The sequence below is a fragment of the Streptomyces carpinensis genome (genome assembly GCF_002154505.1).
GTDB lineage: Bacteria > Actinomycetota > Actinomycetes > Streptomycetales > Streptomycetaceae > Streptomyces > Streptomyces carpinensis.
This window is the reverse complement of the sequence record NZ_MUBM01000373.1, coordinates 1-17,835: the sequence shown is the minus strand read 5'-3', so window position 1 is coordinate 17,835 and position 17,835 is coordinate 1. Positions and strand designations below refer to the sequence as shown.

Below are 17,835 nucleotides of genomic sequence, written 5' to 3'. Positions count from 1 at the left end.
CCCCGTGGACCGGGTGCTGGCCGCGATGTCCACCGGCACCCCGTTCAGACGCTGGCTGCTGGTGATGGACAACGCGGCGGCGCCCGAGGACGTCGTACCGTACATCCCCTCACTGCTCGGCGTGCCGGACGGGGCGGGCCACGTCCTGGTGACGTCCCGGCACTCCGGCTGGGCCGAACGGGTGCACGCCCTACAGGTGGACGTGTTCAGCCGGGAGGAGAGCATCGGGTTCCTGCGCCGGCGCACCCCCTGGACCAGCCGTGAGGAGGCGGAACGGCTCGCCGAGTCACTGGGCGACCTGCCGCTGGCGCTCGAACACTCGGTCGCGGCACTGGCCCACTCCGGCATCGACACCGCCTCCTACCTGGACCTGCTGGAGAACCGCCGCAGGGAGGNNNNGGACCTGCTGCGCGCGCAGCACCCGCAGGCGCTCGAACTGCTGCGGCTGCTCGCCTTCTTCGGACCGGAGCCCATCGCGCAGTCCTTCCTGCGCGACGCCCGGCTGCTGAACCTGCCCGACGACCTCGCCCCCGTCGCCCGCGACGAGCTGGCCCGGGGCCGGGCGATCCGGGCCATCAACCAGTACTCGCTGCTGACCGTCAACCCGGCCACCGGCACGCTCCAGGTGCACCGGCTGCTCGGCGGCGTCCTGCGCGACGAGCTGTCCACCGACGAGGCCACCCGGCTGCGCCACCTGGTCCACCAGATCATCGGCGCACACGACCCCGGAGACTCCCAGCGCCCGCAGAACTGGCGCAACTACGCCGACATCCTGCCCCACCTCCAACCGTCCGGCCTGCTGCACTGCGGGGACGCCGAGGCCCGCGACACCGCGCTGAACATCCTCGGCTACGTCATCGCCCGCGGTGACTTCCGAGGCGCGGCCCAGCTGGCCCGGCAGGTCGCCGACGTCTGGCACACCGCACTGGGCCCCGACCACGTCCAGACGCTCTGGGCACGCCGTCAGCAGGCGAGCGCCCACTGGCAGCTGTCCGATTTCGACGAGTCGCGGCGGATCAACGAGGACGTGCTCAGGCGGCTGCGCGCCACCCTGGGCGACGACGACGAGTTCACCCTCACCGTGGCCGGTGCCGCCGCCGCCGACCTGCGCGCGGCGGGCCGCTTCACCGAGGCGCTGGCCCTCGATCGCGAGGCCTACGACCGCAGCGTCGGACGCCACGGCGACCAGAACCCGCACGTCCTGACCGTGGGTCACAACTACAGCGTGAGCCTGCGCGTCAACGGCCTGTACGAGGAGGCGCTCACGCTCGACGAACGCATCCACGACGCCCGCCTGGAACTCCTGGGCCCCACGGCCCGCTCGACCCTGTTCTCGATCAACAACGTCGCCCGCGACATGCGCGAGTGCGGCCGGTACGCGGACGCGCTGATCCTCCAGACGAGCACGCTGGCCCGGTACCGCGAACAGTACGGCGACCAACATCCGCACACGCTGCGCGCCATCAAGAACATGTCGGTGACCTGCCGCAAGGCGGGCGAGCTGGAGCAGGGTCTCGCCCTGGCGCAGGAGGCGCTGGAGCAGTACCGCCTGCACTTCGGCCCGGACCACATCGACACCCTGGCGGCGCTGACGAACATCTCCAACGACCTGCGGCTGACCGGCGACCCGGAGGGGGCGCGCGAGCACAGCGCCGAGGCCCTGCACCGCTACCGGGCGGTGCTCGGCCCCCGGCACCCGCTGACGGGCGCGGCCGGCGTCGACCACGGGGCGGCCCTGCGCGCCGCCCAGCAGCACGCCGAGGCCCGCCGGGTCGACGAGGAGACGGTGGCCGCCCTCGCCTCCGCGCTCCCGGACGACCACCCCTGGCTGCTGCTCGCCCGGGTCAACCTCGCCACCGACCTGGCACTGGGCGGCGACCCGGCGGCGGCGCGGGCGCTGGGCGAGGAGTGCGCCCGCACCCTCCAGGCCCGTTACGGCGACCGGCACCCGGCGACGCTGGCCGCGCTGACCAACGTGGCCCTGGACATGAACGCGACGGACGACACGGAGGCCGGTGAGGAACTGCTGGCCTCGGTGCAGCGGCGCTATCTGGCCACGCTCGGCCCGGACCATCCGGAGAGCCGGGGCGCCGCCGCCGGAATCCGAGCGGAGTGCGACATCGAGCCGCCGCCGATCTAGTTCCTGCCGTCACCTTCCCGCCGTCCGCCCGAAGGGCGCGCCCGGCGGCGCCTGACGCGTGCGATCGCACGGCGCCGGAGCGCGCACATGGCGGAGACACGTGGGCGGTTCGGCAACACCGCTGGGGCCCCTGCTCGACAGAGCTCCGGGCAGTGCCTGCCAGGCGCCGCCGGGCAGGCGGGGATTGGAGGGCAGGGCCTGAGCCCCCGGCACCTGCCGGTCACCCTTCGTCCGCCGGCGCGTCCTCCCAGCCGGCGAGCACGTCCCGCAGGGCGTCCAGGAGCCGGTGGCCGTTCTCGGTAAGCCAGCCGCCGCGCTCCAGTTCGTCACAGGCCAGGCGGGCGGTGCGCCGCCACCGCTCGTACGGCGCCGTGGCCGCCGGAGCTCCGAGGGCGGCCTCCCGGCGCCAGAACCCGGCGGTCACGAGGAACGCGGCGGCGCCCTGGAGCAGCGCGGACGGCGGACGGGGGCGGTCGTTCCAGGGCGCGTGCCCGCGGGCGCCGGGCCGGGCGTGGAGCAGCCGGGTGAGGTCCTGGAGGGCGTACAGCAGGGAGTGCTGCGTCTCGTGGACGAGTGCTGCGGCGAGTTCGGCCGGGTCGTCCAGCGGGGCGAGCGCCACGAGACCGAAGGCGTCGCTGAAGGAGGCGCTCAGCCAAGCGCCGCGTGTGCCGCCGGGCGGCCGTGGGTCCAGGGGCAGGACGGCGCTCACGGTGTCGCGCACGGCGTCCGCGCGGTCGGGATGGCCGACGGCGAGCAACTCCCAGGCGGCGCCGAGCCGGTCACGCCAGCGCTCGAGCTCCTGCGGGCCGAGGACGCGGGGAGCGCCGAGGTCCAGGGGACCGTGCGAGTCCAGGCGTATCACCGGCGCGGCACCGGGGCGCGGCGCCGCGAGACGGACCCGTGGCACCGGCTCCCAGCCGGACGCGCGCTCCGCCGCCGGGTCGGGTATCCGGACCGCGGCGGGCGTGCCCGGGGCGCTCACGGTGGTCGGGCCGTCCGGGCCGCGCTCCACCCGCGCGGTGCTCGCGGCGGCGCCCAGGCCGGCGCGGCCGAGGCCGGGCAGGTCGACGGTGCCGTGGCGCACCGGAACCTCCAGACGGAAGGGCAGGCCCGCCCGGTGCCCGGCGACCACAGCGAGCACGGCCACCGAGTCGGGGCGGCCGCTGCGCACGGCCTCGGCGAGCACGACCCCCGCGGCCGGGTCCGTGACCAGGGTGTCGAAGACCGCGGGCGCCCGACGGCGCACGGCGGAGAGAACAGCCATGGCGGCGCCGGAGTCCCGGCCGGCCCTGCCCCCGCGGTCACGGGAGGCGTGGTGCACGGCCCGCAGGAGCAGCAGGTTGCGGCCGGCGCGGGCGGCCCGCAGCACACGCAGGGTGTCGGCGTCCGGTGTCCCGCGGGCGATCTGCCGCCACAGCTCGCGGGGCAGCGTCAGCGCGGGTGCGGCCACCGCGGCGGCCGGGCGGTCGTGCGTCAACGGCGGACCCCGGCGGCTCGGGCGAGGTCGGCGCGCAGGACGTCGGCCACGTGCCGGATCAGCGCCATCAGGTCCGGGCAGTACACGGACGGGTTGAGGTAGCCGTTGTCGGCGCGGTAGCGGTGCGGATAGTGGCCGCCGCCGCAGACCGCGCCGACCGGGCAGGCCCGGCACTGGGCGGCCAGCCCGTCCGCCGCCAGCTGGCGGGCCACGACCCCGGGGTGGTCCAGCAGCGCGTCGAACGCGTGGCGGTGGACGTCCAGGCCACTGCGATCGGCCCCTTCGTACGCCGACTTCAGCTGGTCGGAGAGGGTGAGCGCGCCGTCCGTGTCGACCACGGCGAGCTGGGAGGGGGCCCCGCCGATGGTCTCGGTGCGGGTGACGCCGCCGAGCAGGAGGTCGAGGACCGACTCGAAGAACGCGATACGCACCGGAGGTCCGGGAGCGTCGTACCAGCGGTCGAAGACGGTGGCGAGCCACCGGCCGTACGGAGTCGCGGCGGGGTCGTCGGTGCGGCCCGGCGGGCGGTTCGTCCAGTTGCCGAGGGGCAGCAGGAGACGGACGGACGGCGGGTCGTACGACAACAGGTGCTCGTAGGTGGCGAGCGGGTCGGCGGTGACGTCGACGGTGCACAGCACGCCGGCCCACACGCGGCGGTGCTCGGGCGTGGCCAGGCGCCGCAGCGCGCCGGCGACCCGGGCGTGGCTGCCGCGTCCGGAGTGGTCGCGGCGGGTGCGGTCGTGGACCTCGGCGGTGCCGTCGAGACTGACCGCGATCCGAATGTCCTCCTCGTGGCACAGACGCAGCACGTCGTCGTCGAGAAGGGTGCCGTTGGTCTGGATGACGACTTCCGCCTCGGTACCGGCGGGCATGAGCGCGCGCAGGGTGCGGGTCAGCTCACGCAGCAGCGGGACCCCGGCCAGCAGCGGTTCGCCGCCGTGGAGGATGACACGCACGGAGGCGGGCCGGTGCCGTTCGGCGTGTTCGGCGATGCGCCGGCACACCTGTTCGGCCGTGCGCGGCGACATGGTGTGCGGCTGCGCACGCCAGAGCTGGTCGGCGGCTTCGTAGACGTAGCAGTAGGTGCAGGCGAGGTTGCAGCGGCTGTGCACCTTGACGACGAACTCCCTGAAGGGCAGCGGGCGCGTGCCGGCCGTGCGCAGGGCCGCGACGTCGAGGAGGTCGTCGGGCCACCGGCCGGGGCCCGCGCCGTCCACCGCCTTCACGAAACGGGGGTGGTGACTCGTCGAGGGCCGTCGGCGGTGTCGCCTCCGGAGTCGTAGGCGGCCACCGGCGCCTCCTCCCCTGCCAGATGGCGCAGCACGCGGCGCAACGCCTCGGACAGCGCCGAGTCGGTGCCTTCCAGGATCTCCTCCAGGGACAGCCCCGTCAGATCCGGCATGTCCGCCGTGCGCTCACCGGCCCCGCTCGGCATCGGTCTCAGCCCCCCACCTGTCGCCACCGCACCATGACTGCCCACCATGACTGTCCGTTGCACCGACTTTGAGGATAACCAGAGGAACGTGGGCAGGTCAGCCCGCGATTCGGGCGCGACCCACGGGTTCCGTCGGGGTGTATTGGACGGTTGTGCGACGGGGTGTCACCCTTCTGACCCGCCGTCATACTCCTTCCGAGGCTGCCAGGTTGACCTTGACACCGGCCGACCGTCACCCTCTGAGGTGGTGAAGATGTCGGGCGGCGGGAGAGCACAAGTGGATACGGGGGCGCGTGGTACGGCAGAGCGGTCGAGGCGCCGGTCGTTACGGTCCTGGGGCGCCCGGCTGCTGCCCGCCGACGACACGGACGACTCGACGGCACGCTGGGTGGTGCCCGCCGTCCTCATCGGCGCCGTGGCGGGTCTGGGCGCGGCGGCGCTGTTCGGGCTGCTGCACCTGTGCACCGGCTGGCTGCTCGAATCGGTGGCCGGTTACCGGCCCTACCGGACGTCGGCGGAGGGCGGATTCCGTACGCTGGCGGGTTCCGACCGGCCATGGCTGGTGCCGCTGGTGGCAGCCGGAGGTGCCCTGGTCGCCACGGGGTTCGCCCTCTGGCTGGCGCCCGAGGCGCGCGGTCACGGCACGGACGCCGCCATCGCCGCCGCCCACCACGACCCGACGGGCATGCGCGGCCGGGTGACGGTGGTGAAACTCGTGGCGTCGGCCCTGACCCTCGGCTCCGGCGGCTCGGGGGGCACGGAGGGACCGGCCGCGCAGATCTCGGCGGCGTTCGGTTCCGTCATCGCCAGGCGCACCGGCATGTCGCGGGAACAGGCACGCACGGCCCTGGTGATCGGGCTCGCCTCGGGAGTGGGCGCGATCTTCCGGGCTCCGCTCGGTGGAGCACTGCTCGGGGCGGAGATGCTGTACCGCAAAGGCATGGACGCCAAGGTGCTGCCGAAGGCCCTGATCTCCTCCGTCGCAGGCTGGCTGGTGTTCGGCGCCTGCTTCGGGTTCACCCCGGTGCTGGGCAGTCGTCCGGGCCAAGCGGTCAGCGGCGTGGGCGAGTTCGCCCTGGTGGCGGTCGTCGGCGTGGTCGCGGGCGGCGCCGGACGGCTGTACACGGCCTGCTTCTACGCGGTGCACACGCGGGTGGAGAGACGGGCACGCGGGCTGCTCGCCCGGATCGCGGCGCCGACGGTCGGTGCGCTGCTGGTGGGCGGGCTGGGGCTGCTGGTGCCAGGAGTGCTGGGCACCGGTTACGGCCTGATGGAAGCGGTGACGCAGCGGCAGCTCCTGCTCGATCTGCCGCTGACCGTGGTTCTCGCACTGCCGCTGGCGAAGATCGTGGGTACCGCGCTGACGGTCGGCTCGGGCGGGTCGGGCGGCATCTTCGGGCCGGGCATGGTGGTGGGTGCGGGTGTGGGCGCCGCGCTGTGGCGGGTGGCGGAGCCGCTCGGCATCGCTCCGCACAGCCCCCTGGTCCCGGTGGCGGTCGGGATGGCGGCCTGTCTGGGCTCCGTGGCCCACGCTCCGCTCGGGGTCCTGGTGATGGTGGCGGAGATGCTGGGCGACGCCTCGCTCCTCGGCCCCGGCATCCTCGCCGTGCTGTGCGCACAGGCCGTCACCGGCGGCACGACGCTGTACCGGAGCCAGCTGGAGCGGATCTGGGCCGAGCCGAGCCTGGTGAAGGAGCCGACGCCCCCTGAGGTCGTGACGGCACCGGCGCAGCACACGAGGGTGGCACCCATGCGCCGGGGGCCGGCCGGTGCGGACCCGGTGGCGGTCAAGTCGACCGATCCGATGGCGAAGTGACCCGTAGTCAGGGCCAGGTGCCGGCTCGGATGGCCAAGTGACCGCGCGCCGGGTCAGGCGACGACTGCGGAGGCGAAAGGACCCGGGCGCCGGATCAGGTGTCGGCTCCTGTGGCGAAGCGACCCCAGCCCCGGGTCAGGCGCCGACTCCGAAGGCGAAATGACTCCAGCGCCGGTCCAGGCGCCCGCTCCGACGGCGAAACGGCCCGAGTGCCGGATCAGGCGCCGGCTCCAGGGCCGGTTCCGGCGCCGCCTCCGGCCGCGTCCGCCGCCCCGGTCGCCTCCGTGCCGTCGTCTTCCTCGTCGTCCTCGTCGTTTGCGTCCCGACCCTCACCTCGTTCCAGAGCGGCGTTCTCCCAGACCACCTTCACCTTCAGGTGCCCCTCGACGCCGGTCCGCGCGATGACCGCGCCCGCCTCCACGCTGAACTTCACCCCGAACTCCAGCTCCACCGTCGACGGTGCGGCCGGCATCGAGGTGATCCGCCGCAGAGTGCGGGCCGCCACGTCACGGATCTGGTCGAGGCCGGTCTCGAACCCGTCCACCGCCTCCTGCCGCGCACCGTTGCGCCGCCGTACCCGTTCCACTCCGGAGTCGTCCTCGGCCAGCTCCACGTACACCCCGGCCGAGCCCTCCCCCAGCTCGAACCGAACCAGCTCGTCGGACATGAACTCCCCCTTCGCGCACCGTGTCCGGCCCGCCCCCGGTCCTCGGCGGCACCGTGCGAGCTTCTACCCTCCGCCCTCCTGCCTGAAGCCCCGGCAGGATCTAGGCTGCGGCCATGGAGGATGCGGCGATGGTCGGCTTGATGGGGCGTGTCACCGGTACCGTCGGGCCGGGGCTGGTGGGCGAGGTGATCGTCCGGGTGCGCGGCGGCGCCGAGCACTTCCTGGCCTACGCCGCCGACGGCAAGGGCCGTATCGAGCGGGGCACGGTGGTGATGGTGGTGGAGTACCTGCCGCCCCGGACGGTCTACGTCGAGGCGGTGTACGACAGTTGAGCCCGCTCCGTCGCAGGTGAGAGCAGTACGCGTCAAGATTGCAACAAGGACGCGCCGGTGACTTCACCAGGGGGCCGCCGAGGAGCACACTCCCCTCGTTCGGTGCCGAACGGGCACCAACCCAAAGGGGGCGTATGCCGATGATCGTCGGCGTCGTGGCGGGGGTGGCGGTCGTCGCCGTCCTCGTTCTGATCGGTCTGTTCAAGATGATGTGGCGGGTCGCCGAACCCAACGAGGCACTGATCATCTCGGGTTCCAAGCACCGGACCGAGGGCCTCGAGGAGGGCATGGGGTTCCGCATCGTCACCGGGCGCGGCACGCTGGTGCTGCCCGGGGTACAGGCGGTGCGCAAGCTCTCACTCGACCTGAACGAGACCGAACTGCACGTGGACTGCGTGACCCATCAGGGCATTCCGCTGAAGGTGCGGGGCGTGGTCATCTTCAAGGTGGGCGACGACTTCGTGTCGATCGCGAACGCGGCCCGCCGTTTCCTGGACCAGCAGAAGCTGATGTCGGAGCGGGTGCACAACGTCTTCGCCGGTCATCTGCGCTCGATCGTGGGCGGACTGACGGTGGAGGACATGATCCGCGACCGGGAGAAGCTGACGGGGCAGACCCGGGCGGCCTGCGGCACGGAGATGGAGAAGCTCGGTCTGATCGTGGATTCGTTGCAGATCCACGAGATCGAGGACCCGACCGGCTACATCCAGAATCTCGCGATGCCGCACGCGGCGGCCGTCCAGCGGGACGCGCGCATCGCGCAGGCGGAGGCGAACCGGCTGGCCACCGAGGCGGAGCAGCAGTCGTTCGCACGGATGGCCGAGGCCACCCGGGACAGCGAGATCCTGCAGGCCGGTTACCAGGCCGAGCGGGACAAGGCGGCCGCGAAGGCCCGCCAGGCCGGTCCGCTCGCCGAAGCCGGCGCCCGGCAGGAGGTGGTCGTCCAGGAGACGCGGGTCGCCGAACTGGAGGCGCACCGGCGCGAGCAGCAGCTCCAGGCGGACGTGCGCAAGCCGGCGGACGCCAAGGCGTACGAGAAGCGCACGCTCGCCGAGGCCGAGCGCGACGCGCGGATCTCGGCGGCGCAGGCGAAGGCCAAGGAGACGGAGCTCGCGGCGGCGGCCGAGGCGACCCGGGTCAAGACGGCCGCGGGCGCGGAGGCGGAGGCCACCAAGGCCCGGGGTGCGGCGACCGCCGCGGCGACCCGGGCCACCGGTGAGGCCGAGGCGGCGGCCGCGCAGGCGAAGGGCCTCGCGGATGCCGAGGCGACGAAGGCCAAGGGGCTGGCGGGGGCGGAGGCCATCAAGGCGCGGGCGGCGGCCCTGGCCGAGAACCAGGAGGCCGTCGTCGCCCAGCAACTCGCGGAGAACTGGCCGGAGATCGTCCAGGCGGGCGCCTCCGCCTTCGGCAACGTCGACAACATGGTGCTGCTCAACGGTGCCGACGGGATGGCCGACCTGTTCGCCAAGGCGCTCACCATGGGCGGCACCGGCCTTGGCCTCGCCCGCCAGCTCCTCGCGTCCATGAACCACAACGGGCCGAACAGCAACGGCCAGGGCGCGAACGGCATGTCGCCGTCCCTGAACGGGAGCGTGCCGCCGCCGGCGCAGAGGGTGCCGGTGGACGGGTCCGAGAGCTGACCGTCCCGCTTCCGGGCCGCACGCTCGGGCGTCGCCGGCACACACCTCACGGCCGCACGCACAGGCACGGCAACACACAGAGATGGGGCCCTTCCACCGGAGGGCCCCATCCGTGTCGCTCGGCTCACACCGTCAGCAGGCTGATTCCCAGGGCGATCAGCACGGCGACCTTGGCGAGCTCCAGGGCCACATAGGCCAGGTGGCCCCGGGAGCGGGGGCCGTCGTCCTCCCCGGCCAGGACGCGGTCGGACCTGCGGTTGAGGCGGGGCCGGACGAAGACCAGCTGGGCGAGGAGCAGGACGGCCACGGCCGCGGTCAGCGCGATGACGCTGTTCGGCGAGTCGCCCACCGCTGCCGCGACGATCACCACGACGGCGAGGGCCGCCTCCACCAGGTTCAGCGCGCGGAAGACGAGACGGCCGATGCCCAGGCCGATGGGGATGGTCACACCGGGGGCGCGGAACTTCAGCGGTGCCTCGAGGAAGGAGATGGCCAGCACCATGCCGAGCCAGACGAAGGTGACCGCGCTCGCCGTGGCGGCCGACGTGGTGTTCATCGATGTGTTGCCTTTCTGCCGGGGTGCGGACCCGCGGCCTGTTCACTTCACGTGGCCGTCGTACGAGCCAGACAGGAGTCGGGTTCGGCGAAGGGTTCCAACCCGGTCGCCGTCAGCGGGGCCCGGAGTTCGGTCAACGCCCCCTGCATCAGCCCCAGATGGACCGTGCACACCAACTGGCCGTACTCTTCGGCCAGTTCCAGGAACGGGCAGTGGTGCAACCGGATTCGCTCCGGCGGCTGCCCCTCGCCGCTGTCCTCGGGCATCGGATCGAAGCCCAGGTCGTCCAGCAGGGCGACCAGACGCGCCGTCGCCTCCTCGGCCGTCGGCTGCTGGAAGGGCGGCAACGGGTCGACCAGGAACCGCCCCCACGCACGGCCCGCCTCCATGGCGGCCGTCCGCGCGTCGGGGCCCCGGGACGCCAACTGGCTGAGCAGGATCTGTGCCAGCAGGCGGTAGCCGCGCGTTCCGCCGCGGTCCATGCCCGGCTGCGGGGCGTAGACGGTACGGGGACGGCCGGGCCCCGAGGGCTCCTCGATCCGCCGTTCGACCAGCCCCTCGGCCACCAGTGCGTCCAGGTGGAACCGGACGGTGTTGGGGTGGACCGCGATCCGCTCGGCCGTCTCCGTGACGCCCAGCGGCCCGGCGGCTGCGCGCAGCACGTCCAGCACCTCGCGTCGGCGAGGGCTCCGCCGTGTGGTGGCCACGCCTGCACACCCCTTCTCAGCTGCGCCGATTTTCTACGAAACCCACATGGAATAATCGTAGGACACCCGGGGGAGCCGAAGAGGAGAGGGGTACGGCATGACGCCGCCGTCCGCGCACCGCAGCGACCCGGCCGGTTCGGACGGACGCGCCGGATCGTCCCAGCCGGCCGAGCCCGCCGAAACCGTCGAGGCCGCCGGGACCACGGATGCGGACGTGCCCCTGCCGGCGGCCCCGCGCGTCCTGTGCGACGCCCGGGCACTGGCCGGCGACCCGCCCTCCCCGGCGGGTGTGCTGTGGAAGCTGGAGGAGAGCGGCCGTGAGCTCGACGCCAACATCGTCCGCCTCGCACCGGGCGGGCGCGTCGCACCGCACCGCGAACCGGACCTGGACGTGCTGTTGTACGTCGTCTCCGGCGGCGGCGTCCTCGGCGCGGGTGCCGGGGACGAGCCCCTGCACCTGGCGGAGGGCGCGACGGCCTGGCTCCCGCACGGCTCGACGCGCAGCATCACCGCGGGCGAGGAGGGCCTCGCCTACCTGACCGTCCACCGGCGCCGGCCCGGCATGCGGATCCGGCGGCGCGACGAGGTCTCCTGACGGCGGCTCAGCGTCGTAGGCCCAGTGATCCGACGCATGCGGGCACGCTCTAGGGTGCCCCCGTGACTGCCTTCACCGATGACGACGTCCCGGGCCGCTACGGCTCCACCGCCACCACCGAGGCCGACCCGCGTGAGGTCGGCCGGGTCCGCACCGAGTACGCGCCCGCGCACGACGGCGACCCCGACCCCGGGGAGATCGTCTGGACCTGGGTGCCCTTCGAGGAGAACGACGGGCGGGGCAAGGACCGTCCGGTACTGGTGGTGGCCCGGGAGGCGGCGGGGACCTTTCTCGCCGTGCAGCTGTCCAGCAAGGCGCACGACGGCGACCGTGAGTGGGTGCCCATCGGGAACGGCCCGTGGGACCGGTCCGGGCGCGACTCGTGGGTGGACGTCGACCGGGTGCTGCGGCTGCACGAGGAGGGCATGCGGCGCGAGGCGTGCGCGCTGGACCGGATGCGGTTCAACTCGGTGGTGCACCGGCTGCGGGAGCGGTACGGCTGGAGCTGATCCCGTCGGCGGGCGCCGAAGCGGGTGCGGGTACGGCGGCCTCGGACACGCCGCGGGCCGCTCCACCCGGGGACCGGCCGGGGCGGTCGCAGCAACGTCGAGGCAGCGGCAGCGCCTCAGCTGAACGCTTGTACGAACGCCTCGCGGACCACGCTGCCCCGCGTACGGTCCAGCACGCCGAACACCACGTGCTCGAAGGCGTCGGCGAACAGTCCGCCGGGAGTGAGCAGCGTCCGGAAGGCGCCCGCCACCTGCGCCGGATCGTTGCGGAACACCCCGCAGCCCCACGCACCGAGGACCAGCCGCCGGTAGCCGTGCGCGGCGGCCGTCTCCAGCACCCGCTCGGCGCGGACGGCCAGGGCGCGCGGCAGTTCACCGGCACGCTCGGGAGCGTCGCGCAGAATCACCCCCGCGTTCGGCGCCGCGGCGGTCAGGAAACCGGCGGTGAACGGCTCGTCGAGCAGTCGGCCCCCGTCGTCGCGGAAGACGGGCACGGCCGGTGAGTGAATCACCCGGTCGGAGTAGAACGGGTCACGGTGGGCCCGGTGGTGGTCGTAGAACTCCTTGGCCTGGAGCAGGCACGTGTGCAGCGCGGAGGCGCGGCACAGGGCCTCCTCCTGGGCCTGGGCGCCGTTGAGGTAGCCGCCGCCCGGGTTGCGGGCCGAGGCGAAGTTCAGGACGGCCACCAGGGGGCCCGCGAGCCGGCGGGCCGCCGCCAGGCTGCTCTCGCCCGTGACCTCGAGGGACGTCTCGACCGGAGCCCACCGCGGCACGGGCACGGGGTCCGGGCCGTGGATGCGCGTGCCCTCCCGCGCGGCCTCGACGGCCGCCGCGATCGGCACCTCGCGCCCGTCGGCGGCGCGATAGGCGCCCGCCATCACCATCTGCTCCGTCTGCTGCGCGACGGCGCGCAGGCGCGCGCTCATGGCGCCACCCCCGTGCGCGCCATGACCGCGAGCTCTGCGTCCTCCCCCGTCGTGCTCATGCACGCATCGTGAGCGATCCTGGACGAGCGGTGCAACGGGATTTCCGCCCGGGGCACCTCTGGCGCAGCCCCGCGTGACACCTGCGGGAGCGCCGTGAAGCACCGGGAAACATCGCGCAAACGGAGATTTCGGGGCAGTATTGTCCCGATCTGCACCCTTGTGCGAATCGGCCGGAGGGTCTTGGGTGGGACGGTATGACTCCGCCCCGGCCCACCGATCCCGGGTCGGTGGCATGGTGGCATCTCAGGAGGATCCCGACATGTCAGATTCGCCCGCCGCCTCGGCGAGCGGCTGTACGGAGGGCCGTACGGCCCTCACCACGGCCGAGGTCGAGGCACTCGTCAGCGGCATCTGCTTCAAGACCGGACCACCCCGCGCCCTCGGCGTCGAAGTGGAGTGGCTTGTCCACGAGCTGCGTACTCCGCTGCTCCCCGTGACACCCGAACGTCTGGAGGCGGCCTACGCCGCCCTGCGGACCGTGCCCCTGAGGTCGGCGCTCACCGTCGAACCCGGCGGTCAGCTGGAGCTGAGCTCGCCGCCCGCCGCCTCCCTGATGGAGTGCATCGGTACCGTCTCCGCCGACCTCGACGCCGTCCGCGCCGTCCTTGCCGAGGACGGCCTCCGCCTCGTCGGCATGGGCCACGACCCCTGGCACACGCCCCGCAGGTTCCTGCGCGAGCGGCGCTACGACGCCCTCGAGGCCTGTCTGGACCGCGGCGGCCCGGCCGGCCGGCACATGATGTGCACCTCGGCCTCCGTGCAGGTGTGCGTGGACGCCGGCCACGAGGAACCCGGACCGCTGGGCCATGTGCGGCGCTGGTGGCTCGCGCACCAGCTGGGCCCGGTCCTGGTGGCCGCATTCGCCAACTCCCCGCTGCTCGGGCGCCGGCCCACCGGCTGGCTCTCCACCCGGCAGCTGCTGTGGACGGAGATCGGGCCGGGCCGGGCCGGCGCTCCCCCGCTGGACGGCGCTCCGCGCACCGCCTGGGTCCGGCACGTGCTGGACGCGCCGGTGATGTGCGTACGGCGCGAGGACGGGCCGTGGGAGGTGCCGAAGGCGCTGACCTTCCGGGAGTGGATCCGCTCGGGCCGGCCCAGACCGCCGACGAGGGAGGACCTCGACTACCACCTCACCACGCTGTTCCCGCCGGTACGGCCGCGCGGCCACCTGGAACTGCGCATGATCGATGCGCAGCCCGGTGACGACGGGTGGATCGTGCCGCTCGCGGTGACGGCGGCACTCTTCGACGACCCGGAGGCGGCCGAGACCGCGTACCGGGCGGTGAAACCGCTCGCCGAGCGGACCCACGGCCTGCCGGCGCCGCACAATCCGCTGTGGACCGACGCCGCGCGGAGCGGGCTCGCCGACCCGGAGCTGCACGAGGCGGCGATCGCCTGCTTCGTCGCCGCCCTGGACGCCCTGCCCCGGATCGGTGCCACCGCCGAGGTCGCGGACGCCGTCCGAACGTACCTGGACCGCTACGTCCTCAAGGGCCGCTGCCCCGCCGACGACCTGCTCGACCGACTGCGCGGCCCGGACCGCCGTCGCTCCCACGGGAAGGACTTCCGCACATGACCGACCGCGCATCCGATCCCGCACCCGACGCCGCATCCGACACCGCCTCTACCCCCGCAGCCTCGCCCGACGGCGCGCCGGAGGTCGTCTTCGATGCCGAGACGCTGCGTGAGCGGGCGCTCGGCTCGCTCACCGCGGCCCGGAACCGCACCACCCTGCTGACCACCTGCGTCGAGGAACCCGACCTCACCGCCCAGCACTCGCCGCTGATGTCACCCCTGGTGTGGGACCTGGCGCACATCGGCAACCAGGAGGAGCTGTGGCTGCTGCGCACGGTCGGCGGCCGGGAGGCCATGCGCCCGGAGATCGACAACCTGTACGACGCCTTCGAGCACCCGCGTGCCGAACGCCCCTCGCTGCCGCTGCTGGCGCCCGACGAGGCCCGCACATACGCCACCGAGGTGCGCGGCCGGGTGATGGACGTACTGGAGTCCACCGCCTTCCACGGGACGCGGCTGACGGAGGCGGGCTTCGCCTTCGGGATGATCGCGCAGCACGAACAGCAGCACGACGAAACGATGCTGATCACCCATCAGCTGCGTCGGGGACCGCAGGTCCTGACCGCCCCGGACCCGGAACCGGCTCCGCTGTTCACCGGCCCGGCCGAGGTCCTGGTCCCCGGCGGCCCGTTCACCATGGGCACCTCCACCGAGCCGTGGGCACTGGACAACGAACGGCCCGCGCACGTACGCGAAGTGGCACCGTTCTGGATCGACACCACACCGGTGACGAACGGCGCGTACACGGCGTTCATCGAGGACGGCGGCTACGACGACCCCCGCTGGTGGGCGCCGGACGGCTGGAACCACATACGGCGGCACGAGATCACCGCACCGCTGTTCTGGCACCGTGACGCCGGCCAGTGGCTGCGGCGCCGCTTCGGCCTCACCGAGGTCGTGCCGCCCGACGAGCCGGTGCTGCACGTGTGCTGGTACGAGGCCGACGCCTACGCCCGCTGGGCCGGGCGCCGGCTGCCCACCGAGGCCGAGTGGGAGAAGGCGGCCCGCCACGACCCCGCGGGCGACCGCTCGACGCGCTACCCGTGGGGCGACGCCGACCCGGGCCCCGAGCACGCCAACCTCGGCCAGCGGCATCTGCGCCCGGCCCCGGCCGGCAGCTACCCGGCCGGTGAGTCGGCCCTGGGTGTGCGGCAGTTGATCGGTGACGTGTGGGAGTGGACGGCGAGCGACTTCCTGCCCTACCCGGGGTTCGTCGCGTTCCCGTACCGGGAGTACTCGGAGGTGTTCTTCGGGCCCGAGTACAAGGTGCTGCGCGGCGGTTCGTTCGCCGTGGACCCGGTGGCCTGCCGGGGCACGTTCCGCAACTGGGACTACCCGATCCGCCGGCAGATCTTCTCCGGGTTCCGCACCGCCCGCTCGACCGGCCCGGGAGAAGCCTGATGTGCCGTCACCTGGCCTACGTGGGACCTGAGGAGCGGATCGGCCGGCTTCTCGTGGAGCCGCCGCACGGCCTGTACCGGCAGTCGTGGGCGCCCCGGCAGCAGCGGTACGGAACGGTCAACGCCGACGGTTTCGGCGTCGGCTGGTACGCCGAGGGCGACCCGGTGCCGGCCCGCTACCGGCGGGCCGGGCCCGTGTGGGCGGATCTGTCCTTCGCCGATCTGGCCCGGGTCGTCCGCACCACCGCGCTGCTGGCCGCCGTACGGGACGCGACCCTGGCGGGCGCGGACGCGGAGGCCGCGACGGCGCCGTTCGCCGCCGGCCGGTGGCTGTTCAGCCACAACGGCGCCGTCACCGGCTGGCCGGGCTCGCTCACGGACCTCGCCCGCACCCTGCCGGCGCAGGACCTGCTGTCGCTGGAGGCCCGCAACGACTCCGCGCTCGTCTGGGCGCTGACGCTGGCCCGGCTGCGCGGCGGCGACGAGCCCGCTCAGGCGCTCGCCGACACCGTGGTGGAGGTGGCCGCGGCCGCCCCCGGGTCCCGGCTCAACCTGCTGCTCACCGACGGCGAGACGATCATCGCAACCGCCTGGGGCGACACCCTGTGGTACCTCGCCGAGCCCGGCCGGCACGCGGTCGTGGCCTCCGAACCGTACGACGACGACCCGCGCTGGCTCCAGGTCCCCGACCACACCCTGCTTACGGCCGGCCGCCAGGACGTCCTGCTGACCCCGCTCAAGGACCTCACCGAGGACCTGGCATCCGCACCATCCGAGGAGCCCCGCCGTTGAGTCCGTTCCACATCACCCGCACCCTGCCCGAGGACGCCATGGCCGCCGCGCTGCGCGCCGACGTCCGCCACGGCCTGACCGCCGACCCCAAGACGCTGCCGCCGAAGTGGTTCTACGACGCGCACGGCAGCGACCTGTTCGAGCGGATCACCGAACTGCCCGAGTACTACCCGACCCGCGCCGAACGCGAGATCCTCGCCGACCGGGCGCACGAGATCGCCGCCGCGCTGCCCGCCCGCACACTCGTCGAACTGGGCTCCGGCTCGTCGGAGAAGACGCGGTACCTGCTCGACGCCCTGACCGACCTGCACACCTACGTCCCCGTCGACGTGAGCGAGAGCGCACTGGAGCAGGCCGGGCGGTCGCTGGCCGCCGAGCGCCCGGGGCTGGACGTGCACGCTCTGATCGCCGACTTCACCGCCGGGCTCACGCTGCCCGACACGCCCGGCCCCCGGCTGCTGGCGTTCCTCGGCGGCACGATCGGCAACCTGCTGCCCGACGAGCGCGCCCGCTTCCTGACCGGGTTGCGGGCCCTGCTCGCCCCCGGTGACGCGTTGCTGCTCGGCACCGACCTGGTCAAGGACGAGGCCGTGCTGGTGCGGGCGTACGACGACGCGGCCGGGGTGACGGCCGCGTTCGACAAGAACGTCCTGAGCGTCGTCAACCGCGAACTGGGCGCCGACTTCGACCCGGACGCCTTCGACCACGTGGCGCTCTGGAACGCCGACCACGAGTGGATCGAGATGCGGCTGCGCTCCCTCACCGCCCAGACGGTGAAGGTGCCCGCCCTCGATCTCGCCGTCGACTTCGCGGCGGGCGAGGAACTGCGCACCGAGGTGTCGGCGAAGTTCCGCCGGGAGGGGGTGACGGGGGAACTGGCCGCCGCGGGGCTTGACCTGACCCGGTGGTGGACCGACGGAGAGGGCCGGTTCGCGCTGTCGTTGAGCGTGGCGCGGTGAGCATGGATCGCCGCCCGGTCGCCGGGCGCGGGCAGCGGGCCCGGGCAGCGATCCCGGTGTCCGGGGCGGCTGGCCCAGGGAGTTCCGCTGTCCGGGGCGGCCGGGCCGGGCGATCTCGCCGACCGGGCCCCCCTACCCAGGTCGTCCCGCTGACCGGGTCGGCCGGGCCGGGCGATCTCGCTGACCGGGCCCGCCTACCCAGGTCGTCCCGCTGACCGGGCCGGCCGGCCCGGTCAGCGGGACGACCTG

General features: G+C 73.7%; 17 protein-coding genes. 10 read left to right on the top strand and 7 right to left on the bottom strand.

From position 1 onward, the window contains the following. Positions 1-25: 25 nt before the first annotated feature. The gene (gene fxsT / locus BZY54_RS39080) at positions 26-2,140 is read left to right on the top strand and encodes an FxSxx-COOH system tetratricopeptide repeat protein (RefSeq protein ID WP_158103989.1); all 2,115 of its coding nucleotides are present in this window, start codon (positions 26-28) and stop codon (positions 2,138-2,140) included. Positions 2,141-2,360: 220 nt separating this feature from the next. On the opposite strand, the gene BZY54_RS39075 is transcribed toward fxsT, so the two are convergent. The 3 genes from BZY54_RS39075 to fxsA are packed head-to-tail and all read right to left on the bottom strand — an operon-like array spanning position 2,361 to position 5,019. After that, positions 2,361-3,617, bottom strand: a complete 1,257-nt coding sequence (locus BZY54_RS39075; protein ID WP_158103988.1) for an aKG-HExxH-type peptide beta-hydroxylase — start codon at positions 3,615-3,617, stop codon at positions 2,361-2,363. Further along, positions 3,614-4,843 carry an FxsB family cyclophane-forming radical SAM/SPASM peptide maturase gene (locus BZY54_RS39070; protein WP_244217549.1) on the bottom strand — a complete coding sequence of 410 codons (1,230 nt, stop codon included), beginning with the start codon at positions 4,841-4,843 and terminating at the stop codon, positions 3,614-3,616. The genes BZY54_RS39075 and BZY54_RS39070 overlap by 4 nt, the downstream gene beginning before the upstream one ends. Continuing rightward, positions 4,840-5,019 carry an FxSxx-COOH cyclophane-containing RiPP peptide gene (fxsA, locus tag BZY54_RS39065; RefSeq protein WP_158103987.1) on the bottom strand — a complete coding sequence of 60 codons (180 nt, stop codon included), beginning with the start codon at positions 5,017-5,019 and terminating at the stop codon, positions 4,840-4,842. Before fxsA ends, BZY54_RS39070 begins: the two co-directional genes overlap by 4 nt. 310 nt (positions 5,020-5,329) lie before the next feature. Here fxsA and BZY54_RS39060 point away from each other — a divergent pair, with 310 nt between their 5' ends. Then, positions 5,330-6,868, top strand: a complete 1,539-nt coding sequence (locus tag BZY54_RS39060) for a chloride channel protein (RefSeq protein WP_158103986.1) — start codon at positions 5,330-5,332, stop codon at positions 6,866-6,868. A 217-nt stretch (positions 6,869-7,085) separates the two neighbouring features. Here BZY54_RS39060 and BZY54_RS39055 read toward each other — a convergent pair whose 3' ends face one another. Then, positions 7,086-7,535: a CU044_2847 family protein gene (locus BZY54_RS39055; protein WP_086730098.1), complete on the bottom strand. Its 450-nt coding sequence runs from the start codon at positions 7,533-7,535 to the stop codon at positions 7,086-7,088. A gap of 113 nt (positions 7,536-7,648) precedes the next feature. Between BZY54_RS39055 and BZY54_RS39050 the strand changes: the two genes are divergently transcribed. Beyond that, positions 7,649-7,867 (top strand): hypothetical protein, encoded by a 219-nt coding sequence (locus BZY54_RS39050; RefSeq protein ID WP_086730097.1) that lies wholly within the window; start codon positions 7,649-7,651, stop codon positions 7,865-7,867. 134 nt (positions 7,868-8,001) lie between these two features. Beyond that, the gene (locus BZY54_RS39045) at positions 8,002-9,507 is read left to right on the top strand and encodes a flotillin family protein (RefSeq protein WP_086730096.1); all 1,506 of its coding nucleotides are present in this window, start codon (positions 8,002-8,004) and stop codon (positions 9,505-9,507) included. Positions 9,508-9,631: 124 nt separating this feature from the next. On the opposite strand, the gene BZY54_RS39040 is transcribed toward BZY54_RS39045, so the two are convergent. Together BZY54_RS39040 and BZY54_RS39035 are read right to left on the bottom strand one after the other, a co-directional pair. Beyond that, on the bottom strand, positions 9,632-10,063 hold the full coding sequence (locus BZY54_RS39040; protein ID WP_086730095.1) for a hypothetical protein: 432 nt from the start codon (positions 10,061-10,063) through the stop codon (positions 9,632-9,634). A 47-nt stretch (positions 10,064-10,110) separates the two neighbouring features. After that, positions 10,111-10,770 carry a helix-turn-helix transcriptional regulator gene (locus BZY54_RS39035; protein WP_086730094.1) on the bottom strand — a complete coding sequence of 220 codons (660 nt, stop codon included), beginning with the start codon at positions 10,768-10,770 and terminating at the stop codon, positions 10,111-10,113. Positions 10,771-10,867: 97 nt separating this feature from the next. Between BZY54_RS39035 and BZY54_RS39030 the strand changes: the two genes are divergently transcribed. Beyond that, positions 10,868-11,365 (top strand): procyclic form-specific polypeptide B-alpha, encoded by a 498-nt coding sequence (locus BZY54_RS39030; protein ID WP_244217548.1) that lies wholly within the window; start codon positions 10,868-10,870, stop codon positions 11,363-11,365. A gap of 62 nt (positions 11,366-11,427) precedes the next feature. Next, entirely contained in the window at positions 11,428-11,874 is a 447-nt protein-coding gene (locus BZY54_RS39025) for a type II toxin-antitoxin system PemK/MazF family toxin (RefSeq protein ID WP_086730093.1), read from the top strand. A gap of 116 nt (positions 11,875-11,990) precedes the next feature. Here BZY54_RS39025 and BZY54_RS39020 read toward each other — a convergent pair whose 3' ends face one another. Next, on the bottom strand, positions 11,991-12,800 hold the full coding sequence (locus tag BZY54_RS39020; protein WP_086730092.1) for a TIGR02452 family protein: 810 nt from the start codon (positions 12,798-12,800) through the stop codon (positions 11,991-11,993). A gap of 319 nt (positions 12,801-13,119) precedes the next feature. Between BZY54_RS39020 and egtA the strand changes: the two genes are divergently transcribed. The 4 genes from egtA to egtD are packed head-to-tail and all read left to right on the top strand — an operon-like array spanning position 13,120 to position 17,586. Next, positions 13,120-14,436 carry an ergothioneine biosynthesis glutamate--cysteine ligase EgtA gene (gene egtA / locus BZY54_RS39015; protein ID WP_086730091.1) on the top strand — a complete coding sequence of 439 codons (1,317 nt, stop codon included), beginning with the start codon at positions 13,120-13,122 and terminating at the stop codon, positions 14,434-14,436. Next, positions 14,433-15,836 carry an ergothioneine biosynthesis protein EgtB gene (gene egtB, locus BZY54_RS39010; RefSeq protein WP_244217547.1) on the top strand — a complete coding sequence of 468 codons (1,404 nt, stop codon included), beginning with the start codon at positions 14,433-14,435 and terminating at the stop codon, positions 15,834-15,836. The genes egtA and egtB overlap by 4 nt, the downstream gene beginning before the upstream one ends. Then, on the top strand, positions 15,836-16,627 hold the full coding sequence (gene egtC, locus BZY54_RS39005; protein WP_086730090.1) for an ergothioneine biosynthesis protein EgtC: 792 nt from the start codon (positions 15,836-15,838) through the stop codon (positions 16,625-16,627). Before egtB ends, egtC begins: the two co-directional genes overlap by 1 nt. Next, positions 16,624-17,586 (top strand): L-histidine N(alpha)-methyltransferase, encoded by a 963-nt coding sequence (gene egtD / locus BZY54_RS39000; protein ID WP_086730089.1) that lies wholly within the window; start codon positions 16,624-16,626, stop codon positions 17,584-17,586. Before egtC ends, egtD begins: the two co-directional genes overlap by 4 nt. The last annotated feature ends 249 nt before the right edge of the window (positions 17,587-17,835 follow it).

Coding starts and splice junctions, on each gene's coding strand:
- BZY54_RS39045 (WP_086730096.1), top strand. CDS start 8,002: ATGCCGATGATCGTCGGCGTCGTGGCGGGGGTGGCGGTCGTCGCCGTC.
- BZY54_RS39040 (WP_086730095.1), bottom strand. CDS start 10,063: ATGAACACCACGTCGGCCGCCACGGCGAGCGCGGTCACCTTCGTCTGG.
- BZY54_RS39050 (WP_086730097.1), top strand. CDS start 7,649: ATGGAGGATGCGGCGATGGTCGGCTTGATGGGGCGTGTCACCGGTACC.
- BZY54_RS39030 (WP_244217548.1), top strand. CDS start 10,868: ATGACGCCGCCGTCCGCGCACCGCAGCGACCCGGCCGGTTCGGACGGA.
- BZY54_RS39020 (WP_086730092.1), bottom strand. CDS start 12,800: ATGAGCGCGCGCCTGCGCGCCGTCGCGCAGCAGACGGAGCAGATGGTG.
- egtC (WP_086730090.1), top strand. CDS start 15,836: ATGTGCCGTCACCTGGCCTACGTGGGACCTGAGGAGCGGATCGGCCGG.
- egtB (WP_244217547.1), top strand. CDS start 14,433: ATGACCGACCGCGCATCCGATCCCGCACCCGACGCCGCATCCGACACC.
- BZY54_RS39055 (WP_086730098.1), bottom strand. CDS start 7,535: ATGTCCGACGAGCTGGTTCGGTTCGAGCTGGGGGAGGGCTCGGCCGGG.
- fxsA (WP_158103987.1), bottom strand. CDS start 5,019: ATGCCGGATCTGACGGGGCTGTCCCTGGAGGAGATCCTGGAAGGCACC.
- egtA (WP_086730091.1), top strand. CDS start 13,120: ATGTCAGATTCGCCCGCCGCCTCGGCGAGCGGCTGTACGGAGGGCCGT.